Consider the following 14,264-nt stretch of genomic DNA (forward strand, 5'->3'; position numbering starts at 1 on the left):
CCGTGACCACCACGCTCGCAGGCGGCCGCGCCGCCCGGCGCCAGACGATGCGCCGCATCCGGCCGCGCCGCTCCCCCGCCGTCCTGCTGCTGGCCGCCGTCTGGGCGGGCGCGGCCGGCGTCATCTGGCTGTGGTGGACGAACACCCCGTCCATCGACGGCACCGCCGGGAGGGTTCTGAACGCGGGCCGGATCACCGGCCTGCTCGCCGGCTATCTGATGGCGCTGGTCGTGCTCCAGATGGCGCGGGTGCCCGCCCTTGAGCGGCGGGTGGGCTCCGACCGGGTCGCGCGCTGGCACGCCATGACCGGCCGGTACACACTCTGCCTGGTCCTCGCGCACGTCTTCCTCACCATGTGGGGCTACGCGCTCCTCGGCGGCAAGTCGCTCAGCGACATCGTGGGGCAGACCGTGGAGTCCGTGGAGCAACTGCCCGACATGGGCAAGGCCGCGATCGGCACCGGTCTGCTGGTGGTCATCGGACTGGTCTCGATCGGCCCGGTGCGCCGCCGGATGCCGTACGACACGTGGTACCACGTGCACCTGTTCACCTATGCCGCGGTGTTCCTGACGTTCTGGCACCAGATCACCACCGGCAACGACTTCGCCGTGGAGCCGGTCGCCAGGACCTTCTGGTACGGCCTGTACGGCGTGGTCACCGCGCTGGTGCTCTGGTACCGGATCATCACCCCGATCCGGCTGAACCTGCGCCACCGCATGCGGGTGGAGGCGGTGATCGAGGAGGCGCCGGGCATCGTGTCGGTGCTGATCGCCGGCCACAAGCTGCACCGGATGGGCGCGGAGGCCGGGCAGTTCTTCCGCTGGCGGTTCCTGGCGCCGGGCATGCGGTTCTCCTCCCACCCCTACTCGCTGTCGGCGGCGCCCCGCCCCGGACTGCTGCGCATCACCGTCAAGGCGATCGGCGACCACAGCGCCGGGCTGCGCGAACTCACCCCCGGCACCCGGGTGTGGGCGGAGGGACCGTACGGCGCGCTCACCGCGTCCCGGCGCAGCCGCGGCAAGGTGCTGCTGGTGGCGGGCGGGGTGGGCATCACGCCGATGCGGGCGCTGTTCGAGACGCTGCCCGGCGCGGCCGGCGACATCACCCTGCTGTACCGGGCCAACAGCACCCAGGAGCTGGCCCTGTGGGGCGAGTTGGCGAAGATCGCCGACGAGCGCGGCGCCCGGCTGATGTACGCGGTGAACAGCCCGGACGGGGAACGCCCCGACATCTCCGCCGAGTCGCTGCGCCGCAAGATCGCCGACATCGACCGCCACGACGTCTTCATGTGCGGCCCGCCCGGGTTCGCGCAGTCGGTGTACGAGGCACTGCGCGGCGCGGGAGTCCCCGCCCGCCGCATCCATCACGAGTCGTTCGAGATGTGAGCGACGGGCACGCGGAACGTCCGCGGACACCACAGGACTTACGGGACTCACGGAATTCAGGAGCTCATCGGCGATGAGGAAGAGCCATCCCATCCGACGTGCCGTGCTGGCCGGCGCCGCGACCGTGTCCGGCATCGTGCTGCTGCTGTCGCTGAAGCCGGCCTCGGACCCCGCCTCCGCCTCGGCGGCCGGCGCGGCGCCGCAGCAGACCGCGGCGGCCCAGGAGGCACCGCAGGGCGGCAGCGGCGCGCAGCGGACGGGCACGCAGTCCGTCACGGGCGACGTGGCCCGGACCGAGTACGGCGACGTGCAGGTGCGGCTGACCGTCAGCGACGGCAGGATCACCGCGGCGGAGGCCGTGCGGGCGCCGCAGGGCGGGGTCAGCGGCCAGAAGAGCGAACTGGCCGTGCCCAAGCTCAACCAGGAGGCCGTGGCCGCGCAGAGCGCGGACATCGACACCGTCTCCGGAGCGACCTACACCAGCGGCGGCTACAAGAAGTCGCTCCAGTCGGCGCTGGACAGGATGAAGACGAGCGGTGCGCCGTCCGGCTCGTCCTCCGGCGCGCCGTCAGGTTCCTCGTCCGGTGCGCCGTCCGGTTCCTCGTCCGGTGCGCCGTCAGGTTCGTCCTCCTCGGGGGCCGCCGGTTCCGGAGCCGCCCAGGCCCGTACCGTCACGGGCGACACCGCCCAGACCGATTACGGCCCGGTGCAGGTCCGGATCACGGTCAGCGACGGCAGGATCACCAAGGCCGAGGCCGTACAGGCACCGCAGGGCGGGCTCAGCGGCCAGAAGAGCGAACTGGCCGTGCCCAAGCTCAACCAGGAGGCCGTGGCCGCGCAGAGCGCGGACATCGACACCGTCTCCGGAGCGACCTACACCAGCGGCGGCTACAAGAAGTCGCTCCAGTCGGCACTGGACAAGGCCGGTGGCTGAGGCCGTGTCCGGGCCGGCCGGGGGTCCCGCCGCGGTGCGGCACGCGGAGGAGGTCATGGGGACCGTCTTCTCCTTCGACGTGCGCGGCGGCCGGTCCGACGCGGTGGCGGCGGCACTGGACGAGGCGGTCGCCGAACTGCACCACGCGGACGAGGTGTTCAGCACCTACCGCGACGACAGCCAGGTCTCCCGCCTGGCGCGCGGCGAGCTCACCGTGGCGGAGTGCGACCCCGAGGTCGCCGAGGTGCTCGAACTGGGCGCCGAGGCCGAACGCGTCAGCGAGGGCTGGTTCAGCCTGCGCTACGAGGGCAGCCTGGATCCCACCGGGATCGTCAAGGGCTGGGCCGCCGAACGGGCCGCCCGGCGGATCGCGGCGGCGGGGGTGAGCGGGGTCAGCGTCAACGGTGGCGGGGACGTGCAGTTGCTCGGCTCGCCCGAGGTGCACCGGCCCTGGCGCGTGGGTGTCTCGGACCCGCTGCGCCCCGGCGGACTCGCGGCGGTGGTCTCCGCCGCGGGCGCCGGCGAGCTGGCGGTGGCGACGTCGGGCACGGCCGAGCGCGGCGCGCACATCGTCGACCCGCGCACCGGCAGGTCGGCGGTCACCGACCTGGTCGCGGTCACCGTGGTCGCCCCCAGCCTGACCTGGGCGGACTGCTGGGCGACGGCCGCGTTCGCCATGGGCTCCCGCGAGGGCCTGGCCTGGCTGGAGTCGCTGCCGGACGTGGAGGCGCTGCTGATCACGGCGGGCGACGAGGTCAGGTGCACGCACGGCCTCGCCGCCCGTCTCGGCTGAGGACCGGCAGGACCCGCGCCGGGCTCACTGACCGTTCTGGGCCAGCCTCAGCAGGTGGTCCGCCAGCGCCTGTCCCCCCGTGGGGTCCCGGCTGATCAGCAGCAGCGTGTCGTCGCCGGCGATGGTCCCCAGGATGTCGTGCAGCTCGGCCTGGTCGATGGCCGAGGCGAGGAACTGCGCCGCACCCGGAGGCGTGCGCAGGACCACGAGGTTCGCGGAGGCCTCCGCGGAGATCAGCAGCTCCTGCGAGAGCCGCCGCATCCGCTCCTCCTTCACCGACTCCCCCAGCGGTGCGCGCGGAGTGCGGAAACCGCCCTCGCTCGGCACCGCGTAGATGAGGTCGCCGTCGGTGTTGCGGATCTTCACCGCGTTCAGCTCGTCCAGGTCGCGGGAGAGCGTCGCCTGGGTGACGCTCAGTCCGTCGTCGGCCAGCAGCTTCGCCAACTGGCTCTGCGAGCGCACCGGTTGCCGGTTGAGGATGTCCACGATCCGGCGGTGGCGTGCGGTGCGGGTCTGCGGCACCGCCGGCCCGGCCTCGGTCTGACCGTTCTGCGCCTGGCTCATCGTCGTCTCATTCTCCGGATCATCCGTCCCCGTTTGCCACGTCCAGGACGCCGGGCAGCGCTCCGAGGAAGGCGTCCACCTCGTCGTCGCCGAGGTTCAGCGGCGGCATCAGCCGTACGACGTCGGGGGCGGGCGCGTTCACCAGGAAACCGGCCTCCTGAGCCGCCTGCTGCGCCTGGGGCGCGCGCGGCTCGGTGAGCACGATACCCAGCAGCAGGCCCGCGCCCCGGACGTGGGCGACCAGCGGGTGGCCCAGCGACTCGATCCCCTCGCGCAGCTTCTCGCTCTGCCGCTTGACGTTCTCCAGCAGTCCCTCGCCCGCGATCGTGTCCAGGACCGCGAGTCCGGCGGCGCAGGCGACCGGGTTGCCGCCGAAGGTCGTACCGTGCTGACCGGGCCGGAGCAGGTCGGCGGCGCGGCCGAAGGCGACGGTGGCGCCGAGCGGCAGCCCGCCGCCCAGGCCCTTGGCGAGCGTCACGACGTCCGGCAGGACGCCCTCGTGGGCCTGGTACTCGAACCAGTGCCCGGTGCGCCCGATGCCGGTCTGCACCTCGTCGAGGACCAGCAGCGAACCGGTGGCCGCCGTGATCGCCCTGGCCGCCTTCAGATAGCCGGGCGGGGGCACCACGACCCCGTTCTCGCCCTGGACGGGCTCGATGACGACGAGGGCGGTCTCCTCCGTGACCGCGGCGGCCAGGGCCCGCGCGTCCCCGTAGGGCACGTGGGTGACCTCGCCGGGCAGCGGCAGGAACGGCTCCTGCTTGCCGGGCTGGCCGGTGAGCGCGAGGGCGCCCATCGTACGGCCGTGGAAGCCGCCCTCGGTGGCGACCATGTGCGGGCGGCCCGTCAGCCGGCCGATCTTGAAAGCGCCCTCGTTGGCCTCGGCGCCGGAGTTGCAGAAGAACACCTTGCCGTCCCGGCCGAAGAGCTGGAGCAGCCGTTCGGCCAGGGCGACGGGCGGTTCGGCGATGAACAGGTTGGAGACGTGGCCGAGGGAGGCGATCTGCCGGCCGACGGCCTCGACGACGGCGGGGTGGGCGTGGCCGAGCGCGTTGACCGCGATGCCGCCGACGAAGTCGACGTACTCCCGGCCGTCGGCGTCCCACAGCCTCGCGCCCTCGCCGCGGACGAGGGCGAGCCGCGGGGTGCCGTAGTTGTTCATGAGCGCGCCCTGCCAGCGCGCGGCCAGTGCCTGGTTGCTCAGTTCTTGGCTGCCCTGGTTGCTCACGTCCTGATTGCTCACGACTCCCCCTGTCCGTCCGGCACGACCATCGTGCCGATGCCCTCGTCGGTGAAGATCTCCAGCAGGATCGAGTGCTGGACCCGGCCGTCTATGACGCGGGCGGTGGTCACGCCGCCGCGCACCGCGTGCAGGCAGCCCCGCATCTTCGGCACCATCCCGGAGGACAGCTCCGGCAGCAGCTTCTCCAGCTCGCTCGCGGTCAGTCGGCTGATCACCTCGTCGGAATGCGGCCAGTCCTCGTAGAGGCCCTCGACGTCGGTGAGGACCATGAGGGTCTCGGCGCCCAGTGCCGCAGCGAGTGCCGCAGCCGCCGTATCAGCATTGACGTTGTAGACATGCCCGTCGTCCTCGGAGCGGGCGATCGAGGAGACGACCGGGATACGGCCGTCGGCGAGCAGCGCCTCGATCGCGCCGGTGTCGATACGGGTGATCTCGCCCACCCGCCCGATGTCGACCGGCTCGCCGTCGATCTCCGGGGTGTGCTTGGTGGCGGTGATGGTGTGCGCGTCCTCGCCGGTGAGGCCGACGGCGAACGGCCCGTGCTGGTTGAGCAGGCCCACGAGCTCCCGCTGCACCTGCCCGGCCAGCACCATCCGTACGACGTCCATGGCCTCCTCGGTGGTGACCCGCAGACCCGCCTTGAACTCGCTGACGATGCCGTGCCTGTCCAGTGCCCGGCTGATCTGGGGGCCGCCGCCGTGCACGACGACGGGCCTCAGGCCGGCGTGCCGCAGGAACACGACGTCCTGGGCGAAGGCCGCCTTCAGCTCCTCGTCCACCATGGCGTTGCCGCCGAACTTGATGACGACGATCTTGCCGTGGTGCCGGGTCAGCCAGGGCAGCGCCTCGATGAGGATCTTGGCCTTGGGCAAGGCAGTGTGCTTACGGGTCTGGGACTTTCCCTCTTCTGAGTGATTGACCGTCATAACCGACTTTCGGAAAGATCTCGGATCAGCCGCCGGGCGGGCGGTGTTGGCCTGCGGAGGCGAGGTAAGACTTGTGCCGGGCACGTCCCGGGGCGAGCACTCGCCTGTGAAACAGGAACCCTCGTCGGTGACGGCGAGGACCCGCGACAACCAAGCGGGCACGTCAAGAGGAGTAGGCGCTGTTCTCGTGGACATAGTCGGCCGTGAGGTCATTGGTCCAGATCGTCGCTGACTCGGTGCCTGCCGCGAGGTCCGCCACGATGTGGACCTCGCGGTAGCGCATGTCGACCTTCTCGCGGTCCTCGCCCACGCCGCCGTTCTTGCAGACCCAGACGCCGTTGATGGCGACGTTCAGCCGGTCCGGCTCGAAGGCGGCCCCGGTGGTGCCGATGGCGGACAGGACGCGGCCCCAGTTGGGGTCCTCGCCGTGGATGGCGCACTTGAGGAGGTTGTTGCGGGCGATGGAGCGGCCCACCTCCACGGCGTCCTCCTCGCTCGCCGCGTTGACCACCTCGACCTTGATGTCCTTGCTGGCACCCTCGGCGTCCCGGATCAGCTGCTGCCCGAGGTCGTCGCACACGGCCCGCACGGCCTCCGCGAACTCCTCGTGGGCCGGGCTGACCCCGGAGGCGCCGGAGGCGAGCAGCAGCACGGTGTCGTTGGTGGACATGCAGCCGTCGGAGTCGACCCGGTCGAAGGTGACCCTGGTGGCGGCGCGCAGTGCCTTGTCGAGTGCGTCGGCCTCCAGGTCGGCGTCCGTGGTGAGCACGACGAGCATGGTGGCCAGGCCCGGGGCGAGCATGCCGGCGCCCTTGGCCATGCCGCCGACGGTCCAGCCGTCCTTGGTCACCACGGACGTCTTGTGGACGGTGTCGGTGGTCTTGATGGCGATGGCGGCCTTCTCGCCGCCGTGCTCGGAGAGCCGGGCGGCGGCCGCCTCGACGCCGGGCAGCAGCTTGTCCATGGGCAGCAGGACGCCGATCAGGCCGGTGGAGCAGACGGCGACGTCGATGGCGCCGACGCCGAGCACGTCGGCGGCCTTCTCGGCGGTGGCGTGGGTGTCCTGGAAGCCCTTGGGGCCGGTGCAGGCGTTGGCGCCGCCGGAGTTGAGGACGACCGCGGAGAGCCTGCCGTCCTTGAGTACCTGCTCGGACCACTGCACCGGGGCGGCCTTGACGCGGTTGGAGGTGAAGACGCCCGCGGCGGCGCGGCGGGGCCCGGTGTTGACCACGAGGGCCAGGTCCGGGTTGCCGTTCTCCTTGATCCCGGCGGCGATGCCCGCCGCCTGGAATCCCTTGGCTGCCGTGACACTCACGGTGCGACTCCGATCGTGGAAAGTCCGAGGTCCTCGGGAAGCCCGAGGGCGATGTTCATGCTCTGCACCGCGCCGCCCGCGGTGCCCTTGGTCAGGTTGTCGATGGCGCTGATCGCGACGACGCGGTGCGCGGCGGGGTCGTACGCCACCTGGATCTGCACGGCGTTGGAGCCGTACACGGAGGCGGTGGCGGGCCAGCGCCCCTCGGGGAGGAGGTGGACGAAGGGCTCGTCGGCATAGGCCTTCTCGTAGGCGGCGCGCACGGAGTCGGCGGTGACCCCGGGCCGGGCCTTGGCGCTGCACGTGGCGAGGATGCCGCGGGGCATCGGCGCGAGGGTGGGGGTGAAGGACACGGTGACGTGCTCCCCCGCCGCCGCGCTGAGGTTCTGGATCATCTCCGGGGTGTGCCGGTGCAGGCCGCCGACCCCGTAGGGGGACATGGATCCCATGACCTCGGAGCCGAGCAGGTGCGGCTTGGCCGCCTTGCCCGCGCCGGAGGTGCCGGAGGCGGCGACGATCACCGCCTCGCTCTCGGCGAGTCCGGCCGCGTAGGCGGGGAAGAGGGCGAGGGAGGCGGCGGTCGGGTAGCACCCGGGCACCGCGATGCGCCGGGCACCGGCCAGCGCGGCGCGGCCACCGGGGAGTTCGGGGAGGCCGTAGGGCCAGGTCCCGGCGTGCGGGGAGCCGTAGAAGCGCTCCCAGTCGGCGGGGTCCTTCAGCCGGAAGTCGGCGCCCATGTCGATGACGAGGACATCGGGGCCCAGTTGCTCGGCGACGGCGGCGGACCGGCCGTGCGGCAGGGCGAGGAAGACGACGTCGTGCCCGGCGAGGGCCTCGGGGGTGGTCTCCTCCAGGACGCGGTCGGCGAGGGGCAGCAGATGCGGCTGCAGGGCACCGAGCCGCTCTCCGGCATTGGAGTTCCCGGTCAGGGCGCCGATCTCGGTCCCGGGGTGCGCCAGGAGCAGGCGCAGCGCTTCTCCGCCCGCGTACCCACTCGCTCCGGCGACCGCCACACGTACAGCCATGAGCCCTCCTCCTCGATGGCATGACTATACGTATTGCTGCACGTTTATGCAACGGAATCGAGGGCGGCCGTCGTACCGTGAGCGGGTGGACATGGACGAGCGAGCGGTGCGGGGCGGGTTCCTGCCGGTGCCTGACGTACTGGCGTACCTGGCCGGGACCTGGTGGGTGCGGCGGTCGGTGCGGGATCTGGCGGGCGGCGGGACCGGGGAGTTCACCGGCACGACGGTGTTCGGCGCCCTGGACGGCGGCGGGCTGCTGCACCGGGAGTCCGGCACGTTCGTCTGGCAGGGGGTGGCCCGGCCCGCCGAGCGGACGCTGCGCTTCCTGCCCGGGAGCGTGCCGGGCACGGCCGACGTGCGCTTCGCGGACGGGCGGCCCTTCCACGACCTGGACCTGCGCTCCGGGCGGCACCTGGCCGGGCATCCGTGCGCGGCGGATCTCTACCGGGGCGAGTTCACCGTCCGGGACGCCGGGCACTGGCGCACGGTGTGGCGCGTGGGCGGCCCGGCGAAGGACCTGGTCCTGACGACGGACTACGCGCGCGAGGACGGAAACCCCCGTTGACCCGGCGGTCCGTGCCCCGGCGGGGTGTCCGTCAGGGCAGCGCCTCCGCGCAGGCCGTCCGCAGGCGGCGCACACCCTCGGTGATCTCCGCCGTGCCGCCGACCGCGGCGAAGCTCAACCGCACGTGCGCGGCCGGGGGTTCGGCGCTGAAGTACGGGCGTCCGGGGGTGAGCGCGACGCCCGCGCGCAGGGCGGCGGCGGTCACGGCGGCCTCGTCCGTGCCGTCGGGCAGGCGCGGCCACAGGTGGTAGCCGCCGGACGGGACGCAGGACAGGGCGAGTTCGGGAAGGTGCTGCCGCAGCGCGCTGGTCAGCGCCTCCCGGCGGCTCCTCAACTCCGCGGCGAGCATGCGCAGATGGCGCGGCCAGGCGGGTGAGCCGACCAGTTCCAGGGCGGCCTCCTGCAACGGCCGGGGCACGAAGAACGTGTCGACGACCTGGATGGCGCGCAGCCGTTCCAGCACCGGGCCGCGCGCGATCAGCGCGCTCACCCGGAAGCTGGGCGCGGTGGCCTTGGTCAGCGAGCCGACGTGCACCACGACCCCGTCCGGGTCGCCGGCGACGAGCGGGGGCGGCAGCGTACCGGCGTCCTCGTGCGCGAGCCGCCGTACGAAGTCGTCCTCGACGACGAAGGCGCCGGCCTCGCGGGCCGTCCGCAGCACCCGCGCGCGCCGGCCGGGGGCGAGGACGGCGCCGGTGGGGTTCTGGAACAGCGGCTGGCAGACGAACACGCGGGCGCCGGTGGCCCGGAACGCGTCGGCGAGCAGTTCCGGCCTCACCCCGTCCGCGTCGACGGGCACGGGCACGGGCCGCAGCCCGGAGGACCGGGCGATGGCCAGCATGCCGGGGTAGGTGGGCGACTCGACCAGCACCGGGGCACCGGGCGGGGCCAGGGCGCGCAGGGCGGTGGTCAGCGCGGACTGGCCGCCCGCGGTGATCAGGACCTCGGCGGCGGTGACCGTCCCACCCGGTCCGCCGATGTCCCGCGCGAACCACTCGCGCAGTTCCGGCAGCCCCTCGAGCGGCGGCCGCCCCCACGCCCCGGGACGGCGGCCGGCCCTGGACAGCGCGGCGGCCATGGCCCGCTCGGGCTGCAACGAGGGGTGCAGATAGCCCCCGTTGAACTCGATCACGCCCGGCGGCGGGGCGGCCAGCGACACCGTGACGCCGGAGGCGTCCACCGTGCGCGGCACGAGATCGGCTGCACCGTCCGCGCTGAGCGCGACCTCCTGCCAGGAGGTGTCCCCGGCGGGAGCGGCCGCCTCGCGCGCCGCCGCGCGGAAGGCACCGGCGCCGGGGCGGGTGACCACCAGGCCCTCGGCCGCCAGTTGCGACAGAGCCCGCGAGACGGTCACGGGACTGACCCGGTACCGCTCGACGAGGGCCCGGCTCGACGGGAGCTTTCCACCAGGTGAGTAGCGGTCCAGTTCCCGTCGCAGCCTTTCTGCGAGTTCTGCGACGCTGCTACGCTGTTGCATGAGAGCACAGAGTAGCGCTACCGCAGCGACACCGATAGCGGTGGATGCCCCGGCCCAGCCGCGCGCCGGCACCCTGCAGGCGGCCCTCGGCGTGGTCGCCTTCTCCCTGACCTTCCCGGCCACCGCCTGGGGCCTGGAGGGCTTCGGACCCTGGTCCCTGGTGGCCGTGCGCAGTGTGCTCGCCGCCGTCCTCGCGGGCGGCTGCCTGCTGGCGCTGCGCGTACCGCCGCCCGCCCGCCGGCACTGGCCCGGCCTCGCGGTCGTTGCCGCCGGAGTGGTCCTCGGCTTCCCGCTGCTCACCACGCTCGCCCTGGAGACCTCCAGCACCGCGCACGCCGCCGTCGTCGTGGGCCTGCTGCCGCTCACCACGGCGCTGCTCTCCGCGCTGCGGTTCGGCATCCGCCCCTCGCGCACGTTCTGGGCGGCGGCGCTGGCGGGCGCGGCGGCCGTGGTGGCCTTCACCGTGCAGCAGAGCGGCGGCGCGCTGACCACCGCCGACGGCTACCTGTTCGGCGCCCTGCTGGTGTGCGCCGCCGGCTACACCGAGGGCGGCCGCCTGGCCCGCGTCATGCCGGGCTGGCAGGTCATCGGCTGGGCGCTGGTGCTGTGCCTGCCGCTCACCGTGCCCGTGGCCGCGCTGGCGCTGGCGCACGAGCCCGTGCGGCTGGGCGTCCACAGCGTGGCCGGGCTGCTCTGGGTGGCGGCGGGCTCGCAGTTCCTCGGGCTGGTCGTCTGGTACCGGGGCATGGCCGCCGTCGGCATCCCCAGGGCGAGCCAGTTGCAGCTCGCCCAACCCCTGCTCACACTGGTGTGGTCGGTGCTGCTGCTCGGCGAGCACCTCACAGCGGCCGCCCCCGTGACGGCCGTCGCCGTGCTCGTCTGCATCGCCGTCACCCAGCGGGCGCGCGGCTGAACCGGCGTTCACCCGGTGCCGACCGCACACCGGCCCGGCCGCTCACCGGTTCCGGCCGCGCTCCGCACCGTAGACTCGGAAGTCGAGGACCGGACTCGGAAGTCGAGGACCGGACTCGGAAGTCGAGGACCGGACTCGGAAGTCGAGGACCGCCGCTCCCGCACATGGTGAGGAGGCCCCGCAGATGCGCGCAACCGTGGGCGACCAGCTCGTCCAGCACGGCAGGGTGGTCGGCCAGCACGACCAGATCAGCGAAATCGTCGAGGTCATGGGCACGGAGGGCAACCCGCCGTACCGCGTCCGCTTCCCGGACGGGCACGAGGCCGTGATGTCACCCGGCCCCGACTGCCAGGTCCGCCACAGGAAGGACTACGAACACCACTGAGTCAGCGCGGGGGTCGCGCCGGCCTGCGGTAGTGGTCGGCGACGACCCGCGCCATCGCTCCGGACGGGTCGGCCGCGACCTCCTTCGCGGCGAAGAAGACGTGTCCGCGCACCTCCGGGTGCCCGGCCGCGAGGCCGAGATGGCGGGACAGTTCGTCGGGGTCCTGCCACGCGGCGTCCTGCGTGGGGTCACCGGCCCTGTTGAGCGCCTCGCCCACGTACAGCTGCGTGCGGCTGCCCCGCGCCGCCTCGGCCCACCAGGGCAGCAGGACGGCGTAGTCGGCGGTGGTGAAGCCGATGTTCCAGTACAGCTGGGGCACCACGTAGTCGATCCAGCCCTCCGTGACCCACTTGCGCGTGTCCGCGTACAGGTCGTCGTACGCCTGCACGCCGGCCCGGGTGTCCGAGCCGCGCGGGTCGGCGGAGGCGTTGCGCCACACCCCGAAGGGGCTGATACCGAACGGTGTGCCGGGGCGGGCGGCGGCGACGCCCGCGGCCGCCTCGCGGACCAGCCGGTCGATGTTGTCGCGCCGCCAGTCGGCCCGGCTCGCGAACGAGCCGCCGTACCGCTGGAAGGCGGCGTCGTCGTCGAAGGTCCGGCCCGGCACCGGATAGGGGTAGAAGTAGTCGTCGAAGTGGACGCCGTCCACCGGGTACCTGGACACCGCGTCGAGCATCGCCCGCAGCACGAAGGCCCGGACCTCGGGCAGCCCGGGGTTGTAGTAGAGGCCCCCTGCGTGGCGGACCGCCCAGCCGGGATTCTCGCGGGCCGGATGCGCGGCGGCCAGCACGGACGGGTCGTCGTGCACGGCGACCCGGTAGGGGTTGAACCAGGCGTGCAGCCGCAGCCCGCGGGCGTGCGCCTCCGCCACCGCCGTGCCCAGCGGATCCCAGCCGGGGTCCCTGCCCTGCGTGCCGGTGAGGTACTGGGACCACGGCTCGTGGGGCGAGGGCCACAGCGCGTCGGCCGCCGGGCGCACCTGGAGGATCACCGTGTTGAGCCGGCGCCGCACGGCCACGTCGAGCAGCGCGGTCAGCTCGCCGCGCTGGCGGGCCACGCTCAGCCCGGGGCGTGAGGGCCAGTCGCGGTTGCGCACGGTCGCCAGCCACATGCCGCGCATCCCGGTGACCGTGGCACGGCCCTGCCGGTCGGTCCCGGTGCCGACCGACGCGGTGGCCGCGTCACCGGTCACCGCCAGGGTCGACAGCGCCGCCACGGTGAACGACCGCCGTGTCACTCGGGCCATCCGGGCACTCCCCGTACGCCGTGGATCCGCGTGGTCACGGATCGTTCTCCGGGCCAGCATGCACGACCCGGACGACCGATCACGGCCACCACGGGGGTAACGTGCACGATCGGAGCAGGCACCGCACAACGGGCCGCCTGCCACAGCCGTAGGAACTGCGAAAGGGACGATGTGACCGGCATTTCGGGAGACATTGCACGCGTCGGAGTGGTGGGCTGCGGCCAGATGGGTGCGGGCATCGCCGAGGTGTGCGCCCGGGCCGGCCTGGAGGTGAAGGTCGCCGAGACCACCGGCGAGGCCCTGGAGATCGGCCGTACCCGGCTGTTCAACTCCCTGGCCAAGGCGGCCGAGCGCGGCAAGATCAGCGAGGCGGAGCGGGACGCCACGCAGGCCCGGCTGAGCTTCACCACCGACCTCGGGGAGTTCTCCGACCGCGACCTGGTGATCGAGGCCGTGGTGGAGAACGAGCAGGTCAAGACCGAGATCTTCCAGGTCCTGGACCAGGTGGTGACCCGGCCGGACGCGATCCTGGCCTCCAACACCTCCTCCATCCCGCTGGTGAGGCTGGCCGTCGCCACCGCGCGGCCCGACCAGGTGATCGGCATCCACTTCTTCAACCCCGCCCCGGTGCAGCAGCTCGTCGAGCTGATCCCGGCGCTCACCACCTCCGAGGGCACGCTGAGCCGGGCGCAGCTGTTCACCGAGAAGGTGCTCGGCAAGCACGCGATCCGCGCCCAGGACCGATCGGGCTTCGTGGTGAACGCGCTGCTGATCCCGTACCTGCTCTCGGCGATCCGGATGTTCGAGTCGGGCATCGCCAGCCGCGAGGACATCGACAACGGCATGGAGATGGGCTGTGCCCACCCGATGGGCCCGCTGAGGCTGTCGGACCTGATCGGCCTGGACACGGTGGCCTCGGTCGCCCACTCGATGTACGAGGAGTACAAGGAGCCGCTGTACGCCGCTCCCCCGCTGCTCCAGCGCATGGTGGACGCCGGCCGGCTGGGCCGGAAGTCCGGCTCCGGCTTCTACACCTACGGCTGACCACGCAGAGCGACGGCCGCGGGCCCGGCACCGAGACGGTGCCGGGCCCGCGGCATTCACACGCCGTGTGCGCTCCGGGCCCGCATATGCCGCTCACACACGCTCCCCACGGGACCACCAGGGGAGTTGACTCCTGATGCGCATGCAAGGGATGTGAGACGACTACGGAAAGGAGCGGACCTGTGACCACTGATCCCGAGCATCCCGCCGTTCCCGGAGAACTCGCAGAGTTACGACGGCGGCTGGACGTGGCCTACGCCCGCGTCGAAGGCGGACTGGCGCTGCTCAGCCACCGCACCGAGGAGACCGCCAAGGAGCTGGACGAGGTGAGCACACGGCTCGTCGCACTGGAACACTCGCGCTGGCCGCTGCCCGCGGTCGCCGCCCTCACCGCTCTCGGTTCCCTCGTCGTGGCGGTCTGGCAGTCCCTCGGACGCTAGTGCCGCGGC

General features: G+C 72.9%; 15 protein-coding genes. 8 read left to right on the forward strand and 7 right to left on the reverse strand.

What is annotated here, in order from left to right; translation table 11 throughout:
• The first annotated feature begins 2 nt into the window (after positions 1–2).
• The 3 genes from ACIOWN_RS08740 to ACIOWN_RS08750 all read left to right on the forward strand — a co-directional run bounded on the left by ACIOWN_RS08740 (position 3) and on the right by ACIOWN_RS08750 (position 3,112).
• Positions 3–1,385, forward strand: a complete 1,383-nt coding sequence (locus ACIOWN_RS08740; RefSeq protein ID WP_362346975.1) for a ferredoxin reductase family protein — start codon at positions 3–5, stop codon at positions 1,383–1,385.
• Positions 1,386–1,458: 73 nt separating this feature from the next.
• Positions 1,459–2,319 (forward strand): FMN-binding protein, encoded by an 861-nt coding sequence (locus ACIOWN_RS08745; RefSeq protein ID WP_401981215.1) that lies wholly within the window; start codon positions 1,459–1,461, stop codon positions 2,317–2,319.
• 55 nt (positions 2,320–2,374) lie between these two features.
• Complete coding sequence (locus ACIOWN_RS08750) at positions 2,375–3,112, forward strand: FAD:protein FMN transferase (protein WP_401981387.1); 738 nt, start codon at positions 2,375–2,377, stop codon at positions 3,110–3,112.
• Positions 3,113–3,136: 24 nt separating this feature from the next.
• Here the strand turns inward: ACIOWN_RS08750 and ACIOWN_RS08755 are convergent, their stop codons facing one another.
• From ACIOWN_RS08755 to argC, 5 genes are all read right to left on the reverse strand, one after another.
• Entirely contained in the window at positions 3,137–3,676 is a 540-nt protein-coding gene (locus ACIOWN_RS08755) for an arginine repressor (protein WP_100567805.1), read from the reverse strand.
• Between the two features lie 19 nt (positions 3,677–3,695).
• Positions 3,696–4,880, reverse strand: coding sequence for an acetylornithine transaminase (locus tag ACIOWN_RS08760; RefSeq protein ID WP_362347237.1), 1,185 nt, complete (start codon positions 4,878–4,880; stop codon positions 3,696–3,698).
• 35 nt (positions 4,881–4,915) lie between these two features.
• Positions 4,916–5,845, reverse strand: a complete 930-nt coding sequence (argB, locus tag ACIOWN_RS08765; RefSeq protein WP_362346971.1) for an acetylglutamate kinase — start codon at positions 5,843–5,845, stop codon at positions 4,916–4,918.
• 163 nt (positions 5,846–6,008) lie between these two features.
• Positions 6,009–7,160: a bifunctional glutamate N-acetyltransferase/amino-acid acetyltransferase ArgJ gene (gene argJ / locus ACIOWN_RS08770; RefSeq protein ID WP_362346970.1), complete on the reverse strand. Its 1,152-nt coding sequence runs from the start codon at positions 7,158–7,160 to the stop codon at positions 6,009–6,011.
• Positions 7,157–8,185 (reverse strand): N-acetyl-gamma-glutamyl-phosphate reductase, encoded by a 1,029-nt coding sequence (gene argC / locus ACIOWN_RS08775; RefSeq protein ID WP_362346968.1) that lies wholly within the window; start codon positions 8,183–8,185, stop codon positions 7,157–7,159. Before argC ends, argJ begins: the two co-directional genes overlap by 4 nt.
• A 91-nt stretch (positions 8,186–8,276) precedes the next feature.
• Here argC and ACIOWN_RS08780 point away from each other — a divergent pair, with 91 nt between their 5' ends.
• Positions 8,277–8,750: a DUF6314 family protein gene (locus tag ACIOWN_RS08780; RefSeq protein WP_401981389.1), complete on the forward strand. Its 474-nt coding sequence runs from the start codon at positions 8,277–8,279 to the stop codon at positions 8,748–8,750.
• Positions 8,751–8,781: 31 nt separating this feature from the next.
• Here ACIOWN_RS08780 and ACIOWN_RS08785 read toward each other — a convergent pair whose 3' ends face one another.
• Positions 8,782–10,227, reverse strand: a complete 1,446-nt coding sequence (locus tag ACIOWN_RS08785; protein ID WP_362346964.1) for a PLP-dependent aminotransferase family protein — start codon at positions 10,225–10,227, stop codon at positions 8,782–8,784.
• On the opposite strand from ACIOWN_RS08785, the gene ACIOWN_RS08790 reads away from it, so the two are divergent.
• Together ACIOWN_RS08790 and ACIOWN_RS08795 are read left to right on the forward strand one after the other, a co-directional pair.
• The gene (locus tag ACIOWN_RS08790) at positions 10,226–11,140 is read left to right on the forward strand and encodes a DMT family transporter (protein ID WP_362346962.1); all 915 of its coding nucleotides are present in this window, start codon (positions 10,226–10,228) and stop codon (positions 11,138–11,140) included. The two genes, ACIOWN_RS08785 and ACIOWN_RS08790, sit on opposite strands and share 2 nt — an antisense overlap.
• Before the next feature lie 184 nt (positions 11,141–11,324).
• The gene (locus ACIOWN_RS08795) at positions 11,325–11,525 is read left to right on the forward strand and encodes a DUF1918 domain-containing protein (protein WP_100567798.1); all 201 of its coding nucleotides are present in this window, start codon (positions 11,325–11,327) and stop codon (positions 11,523–11,525) included.
• Position 11,526: 1 nt separating this feature from the next.
• Here the strand turns inward: ACIOWN_RS08795 and ACIOWN_RS08800 are convergent, their stop codons facing one another.
• Entirely contained in the window at positions 11,527–12,771 is a 1,245-nt protein-coding gene (locus ACIOWN_RS08800) for a glycoside hydrolase family 10 protein (protein ID WP_401981220.1), read from the reverse strand.
• Positions 12,772–12,942: 171 nt separating this feature from the next.
• Here ACIOWN_RS08800 and ACIOWN_RS08805 point away from each other — a divergent pair, with 171 nt between their 5' ends.
• Together ACIOWN_RS08805 and ACIOWN_RS08810 are read left to right on the forward strand one after the other, a co-directional pair.
• Positions 12,943–13,815 carry a 3-hydroxybutyryl-CoA dehydrogenase gene (locus tag ACIOWN_RS08805; protein WP_141362612.1) on the forward strand — a complete coding sequence of 291 codons (873 nt, stop codon included), beginning with the start codon at positions 12,943–12,945 and terminating at the stop codon, positions 13,813–13,815.
• A 182-nt stretch (positions 13,816–13,997) separates the two neighbouring features.
• Positions 13,998–14,255, forward strand: coding sequence for a hypothetical protein (locus tag ACIOWN_RS08810; protein WP_100567795.1), 258 nt, complete (start codon positions 13,998–14,000; stop codon positions 14,253–14,255).
• Positions 14,256–14,264 lie beyond the last annotated feature (9 nt).

The sequence above is a fragment of the Streptomyces sp. NPDC087787 genome, from assembly GCF_044743035.1.
Classification (GTDB): domain Bacteria; phylum Actinomycetota; class Actinomycetes; order Streptomycetales; family Streptomycetaceae; genus Streptomyces.

Coding starts and splice junctions, on each gene's coding strand:
- ACIOWN_RS08800 (WP_401981220.1), bottom strand. CDS start 12,771: ATGGCCCGAGTGACACGGCGGTCGTTCACCGTGGCGGCGCTGTCGACC.
- ACIOWN_RS08745 (WP_401981215.1), top strand. CDS start 1,459: ATGAGGAAGAGCCATCCCATCCGACGTGCCGTGCTGGCCGGCGCCGCG.
- argC (WP_362346968.1), bottom strand. CDS start 8,185: ATGGCTGTACGTGTGGCGGTCGCCGGAGCGAGTGGGTACGCGGGCGGA.
- ACIOWN_RS08795 (WP_100567798.1), top strand. CDS start 11,325: ATGCGCGCAACCGTGGGCGACCAGCTCGTCCAGCACGGCAGGGTGGTC.
- ACIOWN_RS08790 (WP_362346962.1), top strand. CDS start 10,226: ATGAGAGCACAGAGTAGCGCTACCGCAGCGACACCGATAGCGGTGGAT.
- ACIOWN_RS08785 (WP_362346964.1), bottom strand. CDS start 10,227: ATGCAACAGCGTAGCAGCGTCGCAGAACTCGCAGAAAGGCTGCGACGG.
- ACIOWN_RS08750 (WP_401981387.1), top strand. CDS start 2,375: ATGGGGACCGTCTTCTCCTTCGACGTGCGCGGCGGCCGGTCCGACGCG.
- ACIOWN_RS08780 (WP_401981389.1), top strand. CDS start 8,277: ATGGACGAGCGAGCGGTGCGGGGCGGGTTCCTGCCGGTGCCTGACGTA.
- argB (WP_362346971.1), bottom strand. CDS start 5,845: ATGACGGTCAATCACTCAGAAGAGGGAAAGTCCCAGACCCGTAAGCAC.
- ACIOWN_RS08755 (WP_100567805.1), bottom strand. CDS start 3,676: ATGAGCCAGGCGCAGAACGGTCAGACCGAGGCCGGGCCGGCGGTGCCG.